21 protein-coding genes and 3 tRNA genes are annotated in these 18,913 nt (G+C 69.3%); 17 read left to right on the forward strand and 7 right to left on the reverse strand.

Annotation, left to right across the window (positions count from 1 at the left end; genetic code table 11):
• Positions 1 to 92 precede the first annotated feature (92 nt).
• From gyrA to AC6CQV_RS14560, 4 genes are all read left to right on the forward strand, one after another.
• Positions 93 to 2,669 carry a DNA gyrase subunit A gene (gene gyrA / locus AC6CQV_RS14545; protein WP_498259846.1) on the forward strand — a complete coding sequence of 859 codons (2,577 nt, stop codon included), beginning with the start codon at positions 93 to 95 and terminating at the stop codon, positions 2,667 to 2,669.
• Positions 2,666 to 3,067: a DUF3566 domain-containing protein gene (locus tag AC6CQV_RS14550; protein WP_060960835.1), complete on the forward strand. Its 402-nt coding sequence runs from the start codon at positions 2,666 to 2,668 to the stop codon at positions 3,065 to 3,067. The genes gyrA and AC6CQV_RS14550 overlap by 4 nt, the downstream gene beginning before the upstream one ends.
• Before the next feature lie 69 nt (positions 3,068 to 3,136).
• Positions 3,137 to 3,213, forward strand: a tRNA-Ile gene (locus AC6CQV_RS14555).
• 10 nt (positions 3,214 to 3,223) lie between these two features.
• Positions 3,224 to 3,296, forward strand: a tRNA-Ala gene (locus AC6CQV_RS14560).
• Positions 3,297 to 3,303: 7 nt separating this feature from the next.
• On the opposite strand, the gene AC6CQV_RS14565 is transcribed toward AC6CQV_RS14560, so the two are convergent.
• The 3 genes from AC6CQV_RS14565 to AC6CQV_RS14575 form a co-directional block, all read right to left on the reverse strand.
• Positions 3,304 to 3,957 (reverse strand): tyrosine-type recombinase/integrase, encoded by a 654-nt coding sequence (locus AC6CQV_RS14565; RefSeq protein ID WP_498259847.1) that lies wholly within the window; start codon positions 3,955 to 3,957, stop codon positions 3,304 to 3,306.
• Positions 3,926 to 4,492, reverse strand: coding sequence for a hypothetical protein (locus AC6CQV_RS14570; protein WP_498259848.1), 567 nt, complete (start codon positions 4,490 to 4,492; stop codon positions 3,926 to 3,928). The genes AC6CQV_RS14565 and AC6CQV_RS14570 overlap by 32 nt, the downstream gene beginning before the upstream one ends.
• A gap of 162 nt (positions 4,493 to 4,654) precedes the next feature.
• Entirely contained in the window at positions 4,655 to 5,320 is a 666-nt protein-coding gene (locus tag AC6CQV_RS14575; protein WP_498259849.1) for a hypothetical protein, read from the reverse strand.
• Between the two features lie 108 nt (positions 5,321 to 5,428).
• Between AC6CQV_RS14575 and AC6CQV_RS14580 the strand changes: the two genes are divergently transcribed.
• From AC6CQV_RS14580 to AC6CQV_RS14620, 9 genes are all read left to right on the forward strand, one after another.
• Positions 5,429 to 6,082 (forward strand): DUF433 domain-containing protein, encoded by a 654-nt coding sequence (locus tag AC6CQV_RS14580; RefSeq protein WP_415133533.1) that lies wholly within the window; start codon positions 5,429 to 5,431, stop codon positions 6,080 to 6,082.
• 7 nt (positions 6,083 to 6,089) lie between these two features.
• Positions 6,090 to 6,497: a PIN-like domain-containing protein gene (locus tag AC6CQV_RS14585; RefSeq protein ID WP_415133531.1), complete on the forward strand. Its 408-nt coding sequence runs from the start codon at positions 6,090 to 6,092 to the stop codon at positions 6,495 to 6,497.
• Between the two features lie 95 nt (positions 6,498 to 6,592).
• Entirely contained in the window at positions 6,593 to 7,033 is a 441-nt protein-coding gene (locus AC6CQV_RS14590; protein WP_498259850.1) for a hypothetical protein, read from the forward strand.
• Positions 7,034 to 7,237: 204 nt separating this feature from the next.
• Positions 7,238 to 7,307, forward strand: a tRNA-Ser gene (locus AC6CQV_RS14595).
• A 53-nt stretch (positions 7,308 to 7,360) separates the two neighbouring features.
• Complete coding sequence (locus AC6CQV_RS14600) at positions 7,361 to 7,789, forward strand: YdeI/OmpD-associated family protein (RefSeq protein ID WP_498259851.1); 429 nt, start codon at positions 7,361 to 7,363, stop codon at positions 7,787 to 7,789.
• 142 nt (positions 7,790 to 7,931) lie between these two features.
• Entirely contained in the window at positions 7,932 to 8,912 is a 981-nt protein-coding gene (locus AC6CQV_RS14605) for a hypothetical protein (RefSeq protein WP_498259852.1), read from the forward strand.
• Positions 8,913 to 10,529, forward strand: coding sequence for an efflux RND transporter periplasmic adaptor subunit (locus tag AC6CQV_RS14610; RefSeq protein WP_498259853.1), 1,617 nt, complete (start codon positions 8,913 to 8,915; stop codon positions 10,527 to 10,529).
• On the forward strand, positions 10,526 to 11,218 hold the full coding sequence (locus AC6CQV_RS14615) for an ABC transporter ATP-binding protein (protein ID WP_101307103.1): 693 nt from the start codon (positions 10,526 to 10,528) through the stop codon (positions 11,216 to 11,218). Before AC6CQV_RS14610 ends, AC6CQV_RS14615 begins: the two co-directional genes overlap by 4 nt.
• A 1-nt stretch (position 11,219) precedes the next feature.
• The gene (locus AC6CQV_RS14620; protein WP_498259854.1) at positions 11,220 to 12,518 is read left to right on the forward strand and encodes an ABC transporter permease; all 1,299 of its coding nucleotides are present in this window, start codon (positions 11,220 to 11,222) and stop codon (positions 12,516 to 12,518) included.
• A 15-nt stretch (positions 12,519 to 12,533) separates the two neighbouring features.
• Here AC6CQV_RS14620 and AC6CQV_RS14625 read toward each other — a convergent pair whose 3' ends face one another.
• Positions 12,534 to 13,388 carry a helix-turn-helix transcriptional regulator gene (locus tag AC6CQV_RS14625; RefSeq protein WP_060960839.1) on the reverse strand — a complete coding sequence of 285 codons (855 nt, stop codon included), beginning with the start codon at positions 13,386 to 13,388 and terminating at the stop codon, positions 12,534 to 12,536.
• 76 nt (positions 13,389 to 13,464) lie between these two features.
• Here AC6CQV_RS14625 and ilvD point away from each other — a divergent pair, with 76 nt between their 5' ends.
• Complete coding sequence (gene ilvD / locus AC6CQV_RS14630; RefSeq protein ID WP_498259855.1) at positions 13,465 to 15,363, forward strand: dihydroxy-acid dehydratase; 1,899 nt, start codon at positions 13,465 to 13,467, stop codon at positions 15,361 to 15,363.
• Positions 15,364 to 15,427: 64 nt separating this feature from the next.
• Positions 15,428 to 15,865, forward strand: a complete 438-nt coding sequence (locus AC6CQV_RS14635; protein WP_060959603.1) for an NUDIX hydrolase — start codon at positions 15,428 to 15,430, stop codon at positions 15,863 to 15,865.
• Here the strand turns inward: AC6CQV_RS14635 and AC6CQV_RS14640 are convergent.
• The gene (locus tag AC6CQV_RS14640; protein WP_060959604.1) at positions 15,849 to 16,331 is read right to left on the reverse strand and encodes an aminoacyl-tRNA deacylase; all 483 of its coding nucleotides are present in this window, start codon (positions 16,329 to 16,331) and stop codon (positions 15,849 to 15,851) included. The two genes, AC6CQV_RS14635 and AC6CQV_RS14640, sit on opposite strands and share 17 nt — an antisense overlap.
• Before the next feature lie 89 nt (positions 16,332 to 16,420).
• Positions 16,421 to 16,990 (reverse strand): hypothetical protein, encoded by a 570-nt coding sequence (locus tag AC6CQV_RS14645; protein WP_060959605.1) that lies wholly within the window; start codon positions 16,988 to 16,990, stop codon positions 16,421 to 16,423.
• A 91-nt stretch (positions 16,991 to 17,081) separates the two neighbouring features.
• On the opposite strand from AC6CQV_RS14645, the gene AC6CQV_RS14650 reads away from it, so the two are divergent.
• Both AC6CQV_RS14650 and AC6CQV_RS14655 read left to right on the forward strand, forming a co-directional pair.
• Entirely contained in the window at positions 17,082 to 17,639 is a 558-nt protein-coding gene (locus AC6CQV_RS14650) for a peptidylprolyl isomerase (RefSeq protein WP_060959606.1), read from the forward strand.
• Between the two features lie 19 nt (positions 17,640 to 17,658).
• The gene (locus AC6CQV_RS14655; protein ID WP_498259856.1) at positions 17,659 to 18,501 is read left to right on the forward strand and encodes a rhomboid family intramembrane serine protease; all 843 of its coding nucleotides are present in this window, start codon (positions 17,659 to 17,661) and stop codon (positions 18,499 to 18,501) included.
• 147 nt (positions 18,502 to 18,648) lie between these two features.
• Here the strand turns inward: AC6CQV_RS14655 and AC6CQV_RS14660 are convergent, their stop codons facing one another.
• Complete coding sequence (locus AC6CQV_RS14660; RefSeq protein WP_060959608.1) at positions 18,649 to 18,888, reverse strand: cell division protein CrgA; 240 nt, start codon at positions 18,886 to 18,888, stop codon at positions 18,649 to 18,651.
• Between the last annotated feature and the right edge of the window lie 25 nt (positions 18,889 to 18,913).

Here is an 18,913-nt window from a genome sequence, read left to right on the forward strand (position 1 = left end):
CCGGTCGGGTTCGATCCGGTCGTCGAGCGAGGAGCGCAGCGACGAGTCGAAACGCGACACACGCACCCCGACCCATGTGAGAACGAGAAGACATGACTGACGAAGAACGCCCCGACCCGAACGCCGGGCACAACCACGGCAACATCGACCAGGTCGATCTCCAGGTCGAGATGCAGCGCAGCTACCTCGACTACGCCATGAGCGTCATCGTCGGCCGCGCGCTGCCGCGCGTCGAAGACGGTCTGAAGCCGGTGCACCGCCGCGTCATCTACGGGATGTACGACGGCGGGTACCGTCCCGACAAGAGCTTCAACAAGTGCGCCCGCGTCGTCGGCGAGGTCATGGGCCAGTACCACCCGCACGGTGACAGCGCGATCTACGACGCACTCGTGCGCCTCGTGCAGCCGTGGTCGCTGCGCTACCCGCTCGCCGACGGACAGGGAAACTTCGGCTCTCCCGGCAACCAGGGCGCCGCCGCCCCGCGGTACACCGAGACCAAGATGGCCGCGCTCGCGATGGAGATGGTCCGCGACATCGACGAGGACACCGTCGATTTTGAGGACAACTACGACGGGAAGACCCAGGAGCCCGTCGTCCTGCCCTCGCGCTTCCCCAACCTCCTCGTCAACGGCTCGGTCGGCATCGCGGTCGGCATGGCCACCAACATCCCGCCCCACAACCTGCGCGAGGTCGCCGACGGAGCGCTGTGGGCGCTGGAGAACCCGGATGCCACCCGCGAGGAGCTGCTCGAAGCTCTCATGGGCCGCATCCACGGTCCCGACTTCCCGACGGGCGCCCAGATCCTGGGCACGAAGGGCATTCGCGAGGCTCAGCGCACGGGCCGCGGGTCGATCACGATGCGCGCCGTGGTCAACGTCGAGGAGATCCAGGGCCGCACCTGCCTGGTCATCACCGAGCTGCCCTACCAGGTGAACCCCGACAACGTCGCGCTGAAGATCCGTGACCTCGCCCGCGACGGGCGTATCACCGGCATCGCCGACATCCGCGACGAGACCAGCGACCGCACGGGCCAGCGGCTCGTGATCGTGCTGAAGCGGGATGCCGTCGCGAAGGTGGTCCTCAACAACCTGTACAAGCACACGCAGCTGCAGGAGAACTTCGGCGCCAACATGCTGGCGATCGTCGACGGCGTGCCGCGCACGCTCGCCCTCGACGGCTTCATCTCCTACTGGATCGACCATCAGGTCGAGGTCATCGTGCGGCGCACGCGCTTCCGCCTCCGCAAGGCCGAAGAGCGCATGCACATCCTGCGCGCGTACCTGAAGGCGCTGGATGCGCTGGACGAGGTCATCGCGCTCATCCGCCGCTCGCCCACGGTCGACGAGGCGCGCGAGGGTCTGAAGTCGCTGCTCGCGATCGACGACGTGCAGGCCGATGCGATCCTCGCGATGCAGCTGCGCCGCCTGGCGGCTCTCGAGCGCCAGAAGATCATCGACGAGGCGACCGAGCTCGAGGCGCAGATCGCCGACCTGAACGACATCCTCGTCACGCCGGGCCGTCAGCGCACGATCATCGCCGAAGAGCTCACGGGCATCGTCGACAAGTTCGGAGACGAGCGGCGCACGACGATCCTGCACGGCTTCGACGGCGACATGTCGATGGAGGACCTGATCCCCGAGGAGGAGATGGTCATCACCGTCACGCGCGACGGCTACATCAAGCGCACGCGCAGCGACAACTACCGCTCGCAGCACCGTGGCGGCAAGGGCGTCAAGGGTGCCCAGCTGCGCGCCGACGACGTCGTCGAGCACTTCTTCGTGACGACGACGCACCACTGGCTCCTCTTCTTCACGACGAAGGGCCGCGTCTACCGGTCCAAGGCGTACGAGGTGCCCGAGGCCGGCCGCGATGCGAAGGGTCAGCACGTCGCGAACCTGCTCGCGCTGCAGCCGGGCGAGGAGATCGCGCAGATCCTCGACATCCGCGACTACAAGGTCGCGCAGTACCTCGTGCTCGCGACCCGCGACGGCAAGGTGAAGAAGACCTTCCTCAGCGAGTACGACACCAACCGTCAGGGCGGGATCATCGCGATCCGCCTGCGCGGTGAGGACGAGGAGGACGGCGACGAGGTCGTCAGCGCACTGCTGGTCGACGACACCGACGACATCCTCCTCATCTCCCGCCAGGGCATGTCGCTGCGCTTCACGGCCACCGACGAGTCGCTGCGGCCGATGGGACGCTCGACCGAAGGCGTGAAGGGAATGTCCTTCCGTGAGGACGACATGCTGCTGTCGGCATCCGTCGCGAAGGACGACGCGTACGTGTTCGTCGTGACCGAAGGCGGCTACGCGAAGCGCACCGCGGTAGACCAGTACCGGCTCCAGGGCCGCGGCGGATTGGGCATCAAGGTGGCCAAACTGAACGAGGATCGGGGCGTTCTCGCGGGCGGTCTGATCGTGGGTGAGGACGACGAGGTCTTGGTGGTTCTTGCCAGCGGCAAGGTGGTACGCTCTGCCGTGGCCGAGGTGCCTGCGAAGGGTCGCGACACCATGGGAGTGGTTTTCGCCCGTCCCGATGACGACGACCGCATCCTCGCGATCGCCCGTAATTCGGAGCGAGCTCTCCGTCAGGAGCATGACTCGGCCGAGACGGCAGACGCCGAAGAACCCCCCGCTTCACGCCCCGAAGGAAGTGACACTGACGCATGAGCACGGTAGCCGACAAGCTCGCCAAGAAGTCATCGAGCAAGACCAGCGCCAAGCAGGTGCGCCTGCGCCTCGTTTACGTCGACTTCTGGTCCGCCGTGAAGCTGTCGTTCCTCGCGGCGGTCGCCCTGGCGATCGTCACGGTGGTGGCGAGCTTCCTCGTGTACATGGTGCTGAGCACCACGGGTCTGATCGGCAAGCTCGACGAGCTGTTCACGGCGTTCGACGACAACTTCAAGCTGAGCGACGTCATCAACCTCCCGCAGGTGATGGCGTTCTCCGCGGTCGTCGCGATCCTGAACCTCATCGTGCTCACCGTGCTGGGCGCCGTCATCGCGGGGATCTACAACCTGATGGTCAAGGTGACCGGCGGCCTGCTCGTCGGGTTCACCTCCAACTGACCGATTTTTGGTTTGCCCGCTCGTCGGGTAAAGTCTTGGAGGTTGACGGCGGAGACGCCGCCTCCGGACGGGGCTATAGCTCAGGCGGTTAGAGCGCTTCACTGATAATGAAGAGGTCCCAGGTTCAAGTCCTGGTAGCCCCACCACTTCCCGTCCGGGGCCTTAGCTCAGTTGGTAGAGCGCCTGCTTTGCAAGCAGGATGTCAGGAGTTCGAATCTCCTAGGCTCCACAGTTCATTAGTCCCCTGGCCAGACGGCATTTTCAGCCATCAGATCGGAGGACTTTTCCGTTGCCAGGACGGCCGCGCGTGCCATCCCCGTGCCAGTAACACTCCGAGTCGGGCTCCCTCCGAGCACGTCGAGGCTCTCCGCCACCGCCGTATCGCGCTCCTCAGCGGCGTCCTGGTAGATCAGCGCCGCCCGCGCTGTGGAGTGCCCGGCGCGTGCCATGAGTTCGCGCGTCGTCGCACCGTTCTGCGCCGCCATCGTGAGACCCGGGTGGCGCACGTCGTGAGGGTGGAACTGACCCAGCCCGACCCTCCGCGCCGCCCGCCTCCGCGCCTGCCCGAGCGCGTGGTTCGTGATCGGCTCGCCATCGGCGCGAAGGAACATCGGCGCACGCGCGAAACCCTTCGACGCAGCTAGGTGCGCCTCGACCTCGGCGGCGATGCGCGGCGGCAACTTCACTCGGCGCACGTTCCCCGTCTTGGTCTTAGTGGTCACCGGCTTGCCGTTCACGAGTGTCGTCTGCCGCTCCACCTTCAGAACCCCATCGGCGTAGTCGCCTCGCTGGAGGGCGACGAGTTCACCGAGGCGCAGGTGCGCGCCGAACATCACACGGATGGGGAGCGCCCACTGCTCAGGCATCTCCTCCACGATGGTGCCGAGCATGTCGGGCGTGAGTAGGGGCCGCTCTGGGTGCTTCACCGACCCGGCCCCGCCAATCTGGCACGGGTTGGAGCCGATCAGCCCGTCCGGTGGAGAGCATCTGCCCCACCACCTGCGAGATGCGGTCAGCCTCGATCCCGAACGAGTCGGAGAGCATCTGCACCCCGGAGACGATCCCTTCCAGTTCGTCCACGGACGCCTCACGCATCCCCCGGATCGAGGAGATGACGCCCGCGGTCGTCTCCTGCACCCCGGCCATCGACTCACCGAACCCGGCCTTGTACGCACCCGCCGCCGCAACACCGGCACGCCGGGACTCCTCCTCCGTGAGGCCGAGTTGGCCGCGACCTTCTGGTTGCCCGCCTCCACGCTCACCGCGTTCACGAACGCCGCCCCGAACGCCGCCGCCGCTGTCGCCGCGAGCGCTCCCGCCGCCGCCACCCAGCCGGGCACCCGCCCCAGCGCCCTTCGCGCCCTCCTCGAACTTGCTCGTGTCGAGGTCGAGGTATCCGACGAGTGTGCCGATGTCCATAGCCATGCGGGGGTACCGCCCTTCGTAGTCAGGTCGGCGGCGCGCGTCCGCGCCAGCCGTGGCGCGGCACGCTACCGACCCGATCACGACGCCACGCCGTGGCCCGGCCATGATGCAAGAGGCGTTATCGCCCCGTGATGTGCCCCCAACGGGGAACAGTGCCCAGCATCACGTGTTCGGGCTCGAATCGCTCTCGGCCCTCGACGGGTGATCCGCGCTGAACGTCTGCCACGGGCCGTAGGTCGTACGAACGTGCGGATGTTCTCCGAACGCTGGCTCCTTGACGGCATCGCGAGAAACCCACGTGACCGCGGCACGGCCACGCTCGAAGCGGCGGACCTGTGAGTGTCCAGCGCCAGACGCGGGAATCTCAAAACGCCAGTAGAGGCGGGAGAACGGCTCCAACCGGGTCGGGATGCTCGGATCGCGGATGCCCTCCTCCGTGATGATGCCTTGCCAGTCCACATGCATCGCATACGGCTCGTCAGGGTCCGTGCTCCCGGCGACACGGAGCGGGCGCTGGGTGTCGTCCACAGCAGGGAACTCCCAGTACACGTCGATGATCTGCGTGCCCACGTCCCCCGTGTTGGTCACGGTGACCTCCAGCGCCCAGGTGTCGCGGTCCACGCGACCATCCGAGTGCTGTTCGTGCATCCGGCCCCACTCGCCGGTGACGACGAGACGCGGGCGTGCCCAGCGGTAGTGGCGAACAATCTGCCACCCGAGCGAATAGCCGGCGATGATGAGGGCGAGCACGCTCACGATGGCCGCGGCGAGCGAGACGCCGAAGTTGAGCCCGTCGAACGACTCGGGCGGAACCGGGAGGGGAGTCATGCTGATAACCGTAGTGACGGAGTGTCACGACGCGGAGGCAGTCCAGCGTCGGTGCCCAGGCTCACACTGCTAATCTGCGAACGAGCCCCCACCAGAAGGACTGGAACGATGGACACGCTGACCACCCCTCTGTACTCACAGAGCGAGGTCGCGCGCATCCTCGGCAAGCCGCAATCGACCGTCGCCAGGTGGATGCACGGCTACACCACCGCCTCCGGCACGCACATGCCTCCGCTGATCGACGGTGTTCAGGAAGGCCGCGGCTATCACGTCCCCTTCCTGTCCCTCGCTGAAGCCTACGTCGTCGGCTTCCTGAAGGACCAGGGCCTCCGCACGCGCACGATCCGCGACTCCGTGGAGGCCGTGCGCCGTCGCTACGGCATGGAGTACGCCCTCGCCAGCCAACGGCTGAAGACTGATGGGGCCGACATCATGTGGGAGGAGATAGAGGGCGACGACTCCGCCGACCTCTCCGAAGTCGTGCACGGGCAAGGCGTTTTCCGCGCGGCGCTCGGTGACCGCCTCCGCACCATCACCTACGGACCCGCTTACGCGCACCGGCTCGCGATTCCGGTGGCTGACGACGTGCTCATGAACATAGACCCGCAACAGTCGTTCGGTCAGCCCACCCTTGCGGGCACCGGAGTGCGGGTGAGTGACGTGCTCGGACGCCTAAAAGCCGGGGAGCCGCCCGCGAGCATCGCCTACGACTACGACCTCCCGGAGCATACGGTGCAGGTGCTCCAACCGCTGGCCGCGTAGGGGCGATGTGACGGCCGGGTCGCATCGCTTCTTCATCGACAGAGGGATGGGGAGCAAGATCATCCCGGATGGTCTGCGCGAGCGTGGCTGGGAAGTCGTCACCATGAACGAGCGCTACGGTCAGCGCGTCGGTGAGGGCATGGCTGATCCCGACTGGATCACCGAGGCCACCGCGCAGGGAGAAGTGTGCCTGTGCAAGGACTCTCAGATCGCGAAGCGCCCCGCGGAGGCATCAGCGGTAAGGGTCGCCGGAGCGCGCGTGTTCGCCGTCAGCAACGCGAACATCTCTGGAGAGACGATGCTGTCCTGGCTCCTCCGGAACGAGGCGCGCATCTTGCGGCGCGCTGGCAAGCCTGGCCCGTACGTCTACGGCATCTACGAGGACGACGTGCGCCCCCTCAACCTGCGCGAGTAATGTCCCCGACCCGTCCGCGACGTGAGCCCACACCGTCCATGATGCAAGAGCCAGGCATCACGAATCGGGATGAGCCCTCTCGATAGGCTCGGCCCGTGATCCTCGTTCAAGCCAGCGACCCCTTCGCCTTGCCCGCGTTCGTCATCTCGATAGTCGCCGGAACCATCGCGTTGTTCTCTCTCGCATGGAGCATCACCGCCTGGGCGTGGTCCGGACCACGGGTGAAGGTGCGGGCGAACACGCATGCCACCGAGGACGAGCAGACGGTCTGGGCGTACATCTGGAACAAGGGACGCGCGCCCATCGAGATACACCATGTCGAAGTTCACCGAAGCGACGAGATCCCTGGGAGCCTGATCCCCCTCATGGGGATCGAGGAGCCAGGCCTGCCGTACACACTCACGGGGGGAGCCGCCGTCGTGATGGAAGAGACGTTCCTCCGGCAGGGCACCTTCTATGGCGCTCGCTGGTACGAGGTCCGGGTGACGCTCGCGAACGGCAAGGTGAAACGCTCACGGACACGAAAGCGACGGTGAGGCTCTCCGCTTCGCGTCCGCGTGGCCCTCGGGCGGGAGGGCGTGGACGGTCGCGTGCTCGCCGCGTATCGGCTGGCGGCAGTCTGCTCGTGGGGCCTTTCGTTCGTGCCAGAGTCGTGCCATTACGGGGCTATACGTGCCATAAAACGGTTGTACGAGGTTGTACGAACGAGGGCCCGGCTCCGCATGATTCTGCGGGAATCCGGACCCTCGGGTGGTGCGATGACCCTGCCTTGCAAGCAGGATGTCAGGAGTTCGAATCTCCTAGGCTCCACAGACATCTCGCCCCGTCTTCCGCCGCTGGTCGTGCGCTGGGATACTCACTGCATGCGCTTTGAGACCACGCTGTTCCAGCAGGGCAACAACACCGGGATCGTGGTGCCGCCCGAGATCGTCGACGGACTGGGTGGGGGCAGTCGTGCCGCCGTTTCCGTGACCGTCAACGGCTTCACCTACCCGAGCACCCTCGCGGTGATGGGCGGGCGGCATTTGATCCCCTTCTCATCCGACAAACGGGCGGCGACGGGCCTGGCCGGCGGTGACGCCATCGAGGTCGTCCTCGAGCTCGACACGGCACCGCGCACCGTCGAGCTCCCCGACGACCTGGCCGGCGCGCTGGCGGATGCCGGAGCTCGCGCCGCATTCGACACGCTCGCACCGAGCGCGCGGAAGGCCCACGTCACGAACGTGCTGTCGGCGAAGGCGGAGGAGACGCGGGCGCGTCGCATCGCGGCGATCGTCGCGAAGCTCGCCTGAGCACCGCCATCCGCCACGCGGCGGCGAGACACGCCCGGGCCGCGGAGCGGATCATCCTCTAGGGGGACGCGAGGGTCCATGGGGCTCTCATAGCGTGTTCATCGGAGCCGTTTCGCTCCGACGACACGATGGGACCCCCGCCATGAAGACCCTCACCCGTATCGCCACCACCACGCTGGCCGCGGTCGCCCTCGCGATCTCGGCATCCGGCTGCACGGCCGCCTCCGACGGCAATGGTGGGAAGACCGACTCGCCGCTGATGGAGTACCTCGGCGCCGTCTACGGCACCAACCTGTCGGCCTCGGAGCAGGAGCAGCGATACGCCGAATCGCAGAAGAAGTCCGAGGAGCTCGTCGCCCAGTGCATGAAGGACCAGGGCTTCGAGTACACGCCGAACACCCAGAACGTCTCGTTCTCGGCCGGTGACGCGGACATGTGGAAGCCCGACGACCGGGACTGGGTCTCGCAGTACGGCTACGGCATGGTGAAGAACCCGATGTCCGACCAGCCCGCGCAGGAGACCCCGTACACCGACCCGAACCAGGGCTACCTCGACAGCCTCTCCCAGACGGAGCAGACCGCGTACTGGGAGGCGCTCTACGGACCCCAGCCCACCGAGGACCAGCTCGGCGAGGACGGGTCGTACGAGTACGACTGGAAGACGGCGGGATGCCAGGGCGCGGCGCAGCACGAGACCAACAGCGATCCGATGCAGGACGAGCAGTTCGCCTCGCTGAACGAAGCGATCAACACGTTCTACACGGACATGGCCACCAACACGGCTTTCGCGGAGATCAACCAGAAGTGGTCGTCCTGCATGAGCGACGCCGGACACACGGGCTTCTCGGCGCAGACCGACGCGCAGATGTCGATCTCGAACAAGCTGTCGTCGTACTACGAGAAGATGAGCGGCTCCTCGGGTGCGCAGGAGGATGACCCCGAACTCGCCACGCTCGCCGAAGAGGAGGTCGCCGTCGCCCTCGCCGACCTCGACTGCCGGACGAAGACCGGATACACCGCGGAGCAGCAGAAGGTGCAGTTCGAGCTGGAGCGACAGTTCATCGCCGACCACAAGGCCGAGCTCGAGGCGCTCAAGGCGGCCGCCGAGCAGGCGGGACGATAGATGACGAGCGACCGCGCCGCCGGCGACCCCGACCGCTCCTCCGAGGTCGACCTGCTCGGCGATCTCGCACCTGCCGATGATGTCGTGCCCGCCGGTGATGCGCCGGCATCCGATGCGCCGGATGCCGGGCGCCGCTCCGGCTGGCGAGGGATGCTGCGGGCCAATCGAGCGCTGTGGATCACCGCGCTCGTCGCGACCGGGGCCCTCGTCGCCGGACTTCTCGTGGGGACTTTCGTCGTCGCGCCGGCGGGTGGGGCCAACGCCGCCGCGCCCGCGGCCGGGCTCGTCACCGTGCCCGTCGAGTTCGGTGAGTTGAGCAACGATGTCACCGTCAGGGCCGACGTCGGCTACGCCGACGCCACGGAGGTGACGATCGACACCGCGAGCGTCGAGGGTCCCGCCGTCGTGACCGGCCAGGTGCCCGCCACGGGCGCGGAGCTGAACCCCCTGTCGATCGCGCTCGAAGTGGCCGGCAGGCCGGTGATCGTCCTGCCGGGCGAGCTGCCCGCGTACCGCACGCTCCGCTTCGGCGTCTCCGGTCCCGACGTCGTGCAGTTGAAGAACGCGCTGCGCGCGGTCGGCATCGACGGCGGCGATCCGGCATCCGACCGCTTCGACGAGACCACCGCGGCCGGCGTCGACGCGCTGTACACGGCCGCCGGCTATCCCGCCCCGGGCGGGGATGCCTCCGCGGCCGCGACCGTCCGCGCAGCGGAGCAGGGGCTGCAGTCGGCGCGGCAGTCGTTGGGCGCGGCATCCGCCGATCTCGGCAAGGCCGCCTCCGGCGCCTCGGCGGTCGAGATCCGTCAGGCGGACAACGAGGTCGCCGCCGCGCAGCGCGCGGTCGCCGACGCCCAGGCCGCGGGTGAGGCACCCTCGCGGATCGCCAATCTCCAGGACGACCTCGCGCTGGCCCAGTTGCGGCGCGAGCAGCTGTCCGCCGCTCCCGACACCTCGGCGCAGCGCGCCGCGAGGGATGCCGCGCGCGAGCAGGTCGCCCAGGCCGAGGCCGACCTGGCGCGGGCCCGTGAAGCCGCACTCACCGCATTGCCTTCCTCGGAGGTGCTGTATCTCAGCAGTCTTCCGCGACGTGTGGATGAGGTGACGGCCAAGCGCGGGAGCGTGCTGCAGGGGAAGGCGATGACCGTCTCGGGCGCCACCGTGCAGCTCACCGGCTCGGTGGCCTCGGCCGACGCGCGGCTTCTGACGGTCGGCGGGAAAGCGAGCTTCGCGCTGCCGGACGGCGCGGCGCACACGGCGACGATCGCCGCGATCACCCCCGCGAGCGGCAAGGACGCGAACGGCCGCTGGTCGCTGACGCTCACCCCCGACCCCCTCTCGACCGAGCAGATCCAGCAGATCCAGGGCAGCAACGTCCGCGTGTCGATCCCGGTCGGCGCGACCGACGGCAAGGTGCTCTCCGTCCCCCTCGCGGCACTGTCGGCGGGCACGGGCGGGGAGGCACGCGTCGAGGTCGTCGTCGGTGATCCTCGCGATCCCCGCGCGCAGACGCGGCTCGTCACCGTGCAGACGGGCCTGTCGGCGAAGGGTGTCGTCGAGGTGACGCCGTCCGGCGGCGAACTCACGGAGGGCGACCTCGTGGTGGTCGGGAAGTGAGTGCGGCGGATGCCGTCGCACCCCTGGTCGAACTGCGCGACGTGACCCGGTCGTTTCCCGGACCGCCGGAGGTGCAGGCCCTCAAGGGGATCAATCTGCGCGTCGACACCGGGGACTACGTGTCGATCGTGGGGCCGAGCGGGTCGGGCAAGTCGACCATGTTGAGCATCCTCGGCCTGCTCGACCGCCCGAGCGTCGGCGAGTACCGCTTCGACGGCGTTCTCACCGGCGCCCTCGACGAGGATCGGCGTGCGGCGGTGCGAGCCCGGCGCATCGGCTTCGTCTTCCAGGCGTTCCACCTCATGCCCCGTCGGACCGTCCTCGAGAACGTCCTGGTCCCCATGCTCTACAGCGGTGTGCCGCGGGGCGAGCGCGAGTCGCGGGCGCGCGCGGCGCTCGACCGCGTCGGTCTCGGTCACCGCGTCGACTTCCTGCCCACGCTCCTGTCGGGCGGCGAACGGCAGCGGGTGGCCGTCGCCCGCGCGGTGGTGGGCCGGCCGAGCCTTCTGCTCGCCGACGAGCCCACCGGCAACCTGGACCGGAGCACCTCCGACGAGGTGCTCGAGCTGTTCGACGAGCTGCACGGCGAGGGTCAGACGCTGGTGGTCATCACGCACGACAGCACGGTGGCCGCACGGGCCGGGCGGCGCGTGCGCATCTCCGACGGACGACTGGAAGAGGTGGCCTGACGTGCGATGGATCCCGCGTCGCCGCGACCGCCGTCCTCCCGCCGAGGAAGCGGGCGTCGACGGGCTCGTCCCGCCCGTCGCGCGCGCGGATCGGTTCTCCGCGGCCGACCTCGTCGCCGAGGCGACGGTGGACATCGGCGCACGACCGGCACGACTCGTGATGACCCTCGCGGGCACGGTCCTCGGCGTCGGCGCCCTCGTCGCGACACTCGGCTTCGCGCAGACGGCCGCGGGACAGATCGCGCGACAGTTCGACGCCGCCGCGGCGACGGGTATCGAGATCACCCCGTCGACGGCGACCACGCGCGGCGGCGGACAGGTCGCCACCGCGCGACTCCCGTGGGATGCCGTCGAGCGCGTCGAGCGCCTCGCGGGCGTCGAGTCCGCCGTGCTCCTGTCCGACGTGGCGCTTCCCGACGGCGCGACCGTCACCGCGGTCCCGGTCAACGACCCCTCGATCGCGTTGCCCGCGGCCCCGCCCATCGTCGCGGCATCCGCGGAGCTGCTCGACACGATCGGCGGCACCGTCCAGGCGGGGCGTATGTTCGACCTCGGTCACGATCGGCGCGGCGACCGCGTCGCCGTGGTGGGCGCCCGCGTGGCGGAGCGCCTCTCGATCAACCGCATCGACAGTCAGCCGTCGATCTTCATCGGGGGGATCGCGTACGCCGTCATCGGCATCGTGGACGGGTTCGAACGTCGCGCCGACCTGCTCGACGCCGTGATCGTCCCGACCGGCGCGGCCCGTGCCGACTTCGGCCTCGGCGGACCGGGCAGCGTGCAGGCGCGGATCGTCGTCGGCGCCGGACCGCAGGTGAAGGACCAGGCGCCGCTCACCCTCAACCCCGCCGATCCGGACGCGGTCGAGGTCGCCGCGCCCCGCGCCGGAAGCGACCTCAGCCGCGGCGTGCAATCGGATGTGAACATCGTCTTCGTGGCGCTCGGGGTCATCGTGCTCCTCGCGGGCGGCCTCGGCATCGCCAACGTGACGATGCTCTCCGTGATGGAGCGCACACCGGAGATCGGCCTGCGCCGCGCGCTGGGGGCGACCTCGCGGCAGATCGCCGGGCAGTTCGTCGTGGAGTCGGTCGTCATCGGGCTGCTCGGCGGCATCATGGGGGCCGCGCTCGCGGTGCTCGGTGTGCTCGCGGTCTCGCTCGTCGCGGGCTGGGTCCCCGTCCTCGACCCGCTGCTCGCCGCCGCCGGCGCCGTCCTCGGCGGAGTGGTCGGACTCGTCGCGGGATGGATCCCGGCGCGCCGCGCGGCGCGGATCGAGCCGGTGGTGGCCCTGCGCAGCTGACCGAGAGGCGTCCGCTCAGGATGCCGAGCCGTGGAAGCGCGTTCGCGTCTCGGCATCCGCCACGTAGACGACGAGCTGCAGATCGGTCTCGTCGGAGGGGCGTAGCTGGTGGTGCTCGAACACGAGGCGTCCGAGCGCCGGATGCCGGAACACGCGCTCGCGGGAGCGGAACCCGCTCACGCCGTGCTCGTTCCAGCGCGCACGGAAGTCGTCACTCGCGGCGGACAGGCGGGCCACCAGGTCGCGATACCGCGGGTCGCCGAGTCGAGGGCCCGCTTCGGCGCGGAACTCGGCGAGGAAACGGCGGCTCGTGTCATCCCAGTCGTCCAGGAGCGAGCGCACCGACGGATCGGTGAAGACCAGCCAGAGCAGGTTGCGATCCTCGGCCGTCGTCGTCGCGACCCCCGGATAGAGCCGCTCGTAGGCGCGGTTCCACCCCGCGATGCCCCAGTCGGGCGCGAGCGCGTAGGCGGGGTGCTCGTCGAGCGCATCGAGGAAGCGCTGGACGTGCGCGGGGGCGACGTCCACCGCTCCCGCGCGCACCGCGGGCCTCGGAGCGAGTCCCACGAGGCTCAGGACGTAGTCGTGCTCCGTATCGGTGAGGCGCAGTGCCGTCGCCACGGCGTCGAGCACCTGGCGCGAGGGATGGATGTCGCGGCCCTGCTCGAGCCACGTGTACCAGGTCACGCTCACGCCGGAGAGGTACGACACCTCCTCGCGGCGCAGGCCCGTCGTGCGTCCGCGTCCGGCGGGCGGGAGACCGTACGCCGAGCGGTCGAGGCGCTCGCGCTGCCGGCGCAGGAACGATCCGAGCTCCCGCCGTTGCTGACGGCCGTCGTCACGGACGTCATGGGGGTGCTCATCGGTCACTCCACAAACCTAGTGCTCCCACTACTAGTATCAGCAGCCACTTCCGCCGACCGCTGACGGCCCCCAGGGTGGAACCATGCCCACCCCTCTGCGCTCCCGCACCGTCACCCACGGCCGCAACGCCGCCGGCGCCCGTGCCCTCTTCCGCGCCGCCGGTGTCAACGCGGCCGACTTCGGCAAGCCGATGATCGCGGTCGCGAACAGCTTCACCGAGTTCGTCCCCGGCCACACCCACCTGCAGCCGGTCGGTCGCATCGTGTCCGAGGCGATCTCCGCCGCCGGCGGCATCCCGCGCGAGTTCAACACGATCGCCGTCGACGACGGCATCGCGATGGGCCACGGCGGCATGCTGTACTCGCTGCCCTCGCGCGACCTCATCGCCGACTCGGTCGAGTACATGGTCAACGCCCATCAGGCCGACGCGCTCGTGTGCATCTCCAACTGCGACAAGATCACCCCCGGCATGCTCATGGCGGCGCTACGCCTGAACATCCCGACGGTCTTCGTCTCGGGCGGACCGATGGAGTCGGGCCGCGCCACCCTCGTCGACGGAACCGTCCGCACCCTCGACCTCGTCGACCCGATCTCCGAGGCGGCCAACGACACCGTGTCGGATGCCGACATCCAGCGCATCGAGGAGAACGCCTGCCCGACCTGCGGTTCGTGTTCGGGGATGTTCACCGCGAACTCGATGAACTGCCTCGTCGAGGCCCTCGGCCTGGCCCTCCCCGGCAACGGATCGGTGCTCGCGACGCACACGGCCCGCCGCGCCCTGTACGAGAAGGCCGGCGAGGTCGCCGTGCAGATCACCCGCGCCTTCTACGACGAGGACGACGCCTCGGTGCTCCCCCGGGCGGTCGCGAGTCCCGCCGCTTTCGCCAACGCCATGGCGCTCGACATCGCCATGGGCGGGTCGACCAACACGATCCTGCATCTGCTGGCCGCGGCACACGAGGCCGGCATCGACTTCGGGCTCGACGAGATCGACGCCATCTCCCGCCGCGTGCCCTGCCTCGCCAAGATCGCCCCCAACCCGGCGTACGGCCGCATGTACTACATGGAGGACGTGCACCGCGCGGGCGGCATCCCCACGATCCTCGGCGAGCTGCACCGCGCGGGTCTGCTCAACGAGGACGTGTCGTCCATCCACTCCGACTCCCTCGCCTCGTGGCTGGCGGAGTGGGACGTGCGCGGAGGCACCGCGTCCGACACCGCCCGCGACCTGTGGCATGCGGCCCCCGGCGGCGTGCGGTCCTCGAGCGCGTTCTCGCAGTCCGAGCGCTGGGCGGCGCTGGATGAGGATGCCGGGAACGGCTGCATCCGGTCCGCCGCGCACGCGTACTCGGCCGACGGCGGGCTCGCGGTGCTGCGCGGCAACCTGGCCGTCGACGGGGCGGTCGTCAAGACGGCGGGCGTCGATCCGTCGATCCTCGTGTTCTCGGGACCGGCGGTCGTGTGCGAGTCGCAGGAGGAGGCGGTCGCCAAGATCCTCGGCAAGCAGGTGCAGCCGGGCGATGTCGTCGTCATCCGGTACGAAGGACCGAAGGGCGGGCCGGGGATGCAGGAGATGCTGCACCCGACCTCGTTCCTCAAGGGCCGCGGTCTGGGCAAGGTCTGCGCCCTCGTCACCGACGGTCGGTTCTCCGGCGGGACGTCGGGTCTGTCGATCGGACACGTCTCCCCCGAGGCGGCCAGCGGTGGGATCATCGCGCTCGTCGAGGACGGCGACATCATCGACATCGACATCCCCTCGCGCGGCATGAGCCTGCGCGTGGACGACGACGAGCTCGAGCGTCGGCGTGCCCGGCTGTTGTCGGACGGCGGCTACGCGCCCCGCGACCGCAACCGTCCCGTGTCGCTCGCCTTGCGCGCCTACGCCGCGATGGCGACGTCGGCCGACCGGGGCGCCGTGCGCGACGTCGAGGCGGTCGAGCGCGCCCTGCGCGACCGGGAGTTGCGGACCGCGGCCGTCTGACCCGCGTGTCCGACGGGGAAAAGACGCCTCCCGGCGTCATAGCCGCGCCCGCTAGGCTCACGGGATGGACCTGCGGGTTGCGGCGTACGCCGTCGTCGTCGACGCGGACGATCGCGTGCTGCTCGCCCACTGGCATCAGGGGCGCCGCGGCGCGTGGACCATGCCCGGCGGTGGCCTCGAGCCCGGTGAGGACCCCGTCGACGCGGCCCGCCGTGAAGTCTGGGAGGAGACCGGCTTCCGCGTGCGGGTGGGCGAGCTCCTCGGCATCCATTCCCGCGTGATCCCCGCGAGCAGACGCGTGTATGCGGAGGACACGGAACCGCTCCACACCCTGCGGATCGTCTACCGAGCCGAGGTGACCGGCGGCCGGTTGCGGCACGAGCAGAACGGGTCGACCGACCGCGCCGAGTGGTTTCCGCTCAGCGCCCTTCCGCCGCAACGGGTGAAGCTGGTCGACGTGGCGCTCGGCATGGCCGGCCTCGCCGTCAGCGCGTCGGGCTGACCGGCTGCGAGATGTCGGCGACCGTGGCGTCGTAGGCGGCGATCAGTTCGTCGGCGTCCACGAAGAGGCTGTACCCGTGCGCGCCGGCGCCCATCGCGATGCGGCGCCCGGCGATCGACGCATCCGCGTACACCGGCCAGTCGGTCGTGCTGCCGATGGGGACGATCGTCCCCCGCTCGTACCCGGTCGCCTGCAGGGCGAGCTCGGGCTCCGGCAGGCGCAGCTTGTTCACGCCGACGAGAGCGCGCAGTTTCGGCCACGAGATCGCCAGGTCTCCGGGGATCAGCGCGAACAGGTAGGTGTCGTCCGACTTCTTCACCACGAGGGTCTTCACGATGTCGGCCGGCTGGAGGCCCAGCAACCGCGCGGCCTCGTCGAGACTGGATGCCGGGGGTCGCTCGCGCAGCTCGATGTCGAGACCGCGCGCCGCGGCGGCGGTGCGCACGCGCGCGAGCGGATCAGTCATGGCGTTTCGACTCGCTGCGCTCGCTCAACGACCGGGGGCTGCGGGAGCTTGACGACCGGGGGCTGCGGGAGCTTGACGACCGGGGCTGCTCAGGCATCCGGTGCGCGCAGCGGGTCGTCCGCCACCCACAGCTCGTCGTCGGCGCGCAGGGTCTGCCAGGCGGCGTAGACGACGCCCGCGGCCGCGGCGACGCCGAGCAGGATCGCGATGACACCGCCGGCGCCGATGCGCTTCTTGGGTGCCGCGACGCTGAGCTGCTTGGTCGCCTTCTTGCCGTACTTGTCGGCCTTCTTCTGGATGGCCGCCAGGTCGATCGAGCCGAAACCGCGGCCGGCTGCGAGGTCGTGACGCTTCTCGCTCGCGGCATCCCACACCGACAGCGCCGAGCCGATCAGGGCACCGGCGGTCGGGACGACCTTGTCGTTGTAGACCTTCTTGGAGGTCGCGACGCCCTGCTCGACGTACGGGGCGGCGTACTTCTCATACGTGTGCTGCACGGTGGGCACGACCTGCTCACGGTTGTAGTTGCCGAGCTGGCGTCCCGCCTCGCGGGCGACCTCGCCGGCCTGTCCGATCAGGACCTGCTGCGACTCCCACAGCGTGTTCGCCTGGTGCTGGAGCTTGCGGAGTTCCTTCTTGCGCTTGCGGCTGAGGCTCACGGTGCCCTCCCTGGGTTCCGGCTGGGTTTCATCCCATCTTGCCAGACCTCCCGGGCCTTGCGAGGGGTTGACAGGTGAGAGAATGCTAGGCATGCCGATCCACACCGCCGTCGCGACCATCCACACCAACCACGGCGACATCGTCGTCAACCTCTTCGGAGACCACGCACCCCGCACCGTGCAGAACTTCACCGGTCTCGCCGACGGCTCGCAGGCGTGGACGCACCCGGCGACGGGCAAGCCGGGTGAGGGCCCGCTGTACAAGGACGTCATCTTCCACCGCATCATCCCGAACTTCATGATCCAGGGCGGCGACCCGCTCGGCCAGGGCGTCGGCGGGCCGGGCTACAACTTCAACGACGAGATCCACCCCGAGCTCACCTTCGGCGCGCCCTACCTGCTGGCCATGGCCAACGCGGGTCTGCGTCGCAACGCGATCACCGGTAAGGCCGAGGGCACGAACGGCTCGCAGTTCTTCATCACCACCGACCCGACGCCGTGGCTCAACGGCAAGCACACGATCTTCGGCGAGGTCGCCGACGATGCGTCGCGCGCCGTCGTCGACGCGATCTCGGCCGTCCCGACCGCCGCGGGCGACCGCCCGATCGAGCCCGTCGTCATCAGCTCCATCGACGTCGTCGCGGCCTGATCGCGCGGAACCGGCCGGCGTGACCGACTCCGAGCTCCGGACCAACCCGGACAACTTCTGCTACCGGCATCCGGATCGCCAGAGCTTCGTGCTCTGTCAGCGCTGCCTGCGGACGATCTGCCCCGAGTGCCAGACGCCGCTGCCCGTGGGAGTCATCTGCCCGGAGTGCCTGGCCGACCAGCGCAAGGCGGCGAACGTCACGCGGATGCCGCGGCGCCGCGTGGCCGGACTCGACGGCAAGCCGGTCGTCACGTACGCCCTCCTGATCGTCACGAGCGCCCTCTACCTCGTCGGCCTGATCCCCGGCGGGGTCGGCGCGACCGTGCGCAATGCGCTCGCGTTCTACGCCCCCCTGGCCTACACCGAGCCGTGGCGGCTCGTGACCGTGACGCTCGTGCACGCGAGCATCTGGCACATCGCGTTCAACATGCTCGCGCTGTGGGCGCTGGGGCGCAGCCTCGAACCGCTGCTCGGGCGGTGGCGGTTCCTCACGCTGTACGTCCTGAGTGCGGTCGGCGGGTCGGTGCTCACGGCACTGCTCGCGCCGGCGACGGTGGTCGTCGGCGCCTCGGGCGCGGTCTGGGGTCTGCTGGGTGCGATGTTCATCATCGGCCGACACCTCGGCGCGAACGTGACGGCGATCGCGGTGCTGCTGGGGATCAACCTGGTGATCACGTTCCTGCCGGGCTCGAACATCGCCTGGCAGGCGCACATCGGCGGCGGTCTGGTGGGGGCGCTGATCGGCGTGATCTTCGCGCGCACCCGCAAGATCCGTCAGCGCGCGCTGCAGACCTGGCTGTTGATCGCCGTCGCCGTCGGGCTCGTCGCGCTGCTGGCGGTGCCGCTCTTCGTGTACGCCTGACGCCGTCCGCCTCGCGGGAGGCGGGGTCCGCGGGTGCCGCGGGTGAGAGTTATCCACAGCTTCATCCACATATGGGGATGAATCACACCGGTGTAATTCACAGGGGGATGCGCCTGTGGACAGCGCGGACGACGGGTCGTGCGGGGGTCAGCGCCAGCGCGTCGTCATGAGGAACCCGATGAAGGCGATGCCGAAGCCGATCACCAGGTTCCAGCCGGCGATGCCCGGGATCGGCAGCGCCTGGTTGCTCAGGTAGAACACGATCACCCACAGCAGACCGAGGATCATGAGCCCGAGCATGATGGGCTTGAACCACACCGGGTTGGGTGCGGACTCGCCCTCGCCGTACTCCGCGAGCTGCTCGTCTTCCTTGCCTGAACGTGCCATGGCGAAGATTCTACCTGGCAGGTCT

The organism is Microbacterium sp. EG9, from assembly GCF_059759475.1.

Coding starts and splice junctions, on each gene's coding strand:
- AC6CQV_RS14580 (WP_415133533.1), top strand. CDS start 5,429: ATGGACACGCTGACCACCCCTCTGTACTCACAGAGCGAGGTCGCGCGC.
- ilvD (WP_498259855.1), top strand. CDS start 13,465: ATGCCCACCCCTCTGCGCTCCCGCACCGTCACCCACGGCCGCAACGCC.
- AC6CQV_RS14610 (WP_498259853.1), top strand. CDS start 8,913: ATGACGAGCGACCGCGCCGCCGGCGACCCCGACCGCTCCTCCGAGGTC.
- AC6CQV_RS14570 (WP_498259848.1), bottom strand. CDS start 4,492: ATGGCTATGGACATCGGCACACTCGTCGGATACCTCGACCTCGACACG.
- AC6CQV_RS14605 (WP_498259852.1), top strand. CDS start 7,932: ATGAAGACCCTCACCCGTATCGCCACCACCACGCTGGCCGCGGTCGCC.
- AC6CQV_RS14635 (WP_060959603.1), top strand. CDS start 15,428: ATGGACCTGCGGGTTGCGGCGTACGCCGTCGTCGTCGACGCGGACGAT.
- AC6CQV_RS14565 (WP_498259847.1), bottom strand. CDS start 3,957: ATGCTCGGCACCATCGTGGAGGAGATGCCTGAGCAGTGGGCGCTCCCC.
- AC6CQV_RS14575 (WP_498259849.1), bottom strand. CDS start 5,320: ATGACTCCCCTCCCGGTTCCGCCCGAGTCGTTCGACGGGCTCAACTTC.
- AC6CQV_RS14550 (WP_060960835.1), top strand. CDS start 2,666: ATGAGCACGGTAGCCGACAAGCTCGCCAAGAAGTCATCGAGCAAGACC.
- AC6CQV_RS14600 (WP_498259851.1), top strand. CDS start 7,361: ATGCGCTTTGAGACCACGCTGTTCCAGCAGGGCAACAACACCGGGATC.
- AC6CQV_RS14650 (WP_060959606.1), top strand. CDS start 17,082: ATGCCGATCCACACCGCCGTCGCGACCATCCACACCAACCACGGCGAC.
- AC6CQV_RS14640 (WP_060959604.1), bottom strand. CDS start 16,331: ATGACTGATCCGCTCGCGCGCGTGCGCACCGCCGCCGCGGCGCGCGGT.
- gyrA (WP_498259846.1), top strand. CDS start 93: ATGACTGACGAAGAACGCCCCGACCCGAACGCCGGGCACAACCACGGC.
- AC6CQV_RS14660 (WP_060959608.1), bottom strand. CDS start 18,888: ATGGCACGTTCAGGCAAGGAAGACGAGCAGCTCGCGGAGTACGGCGAG.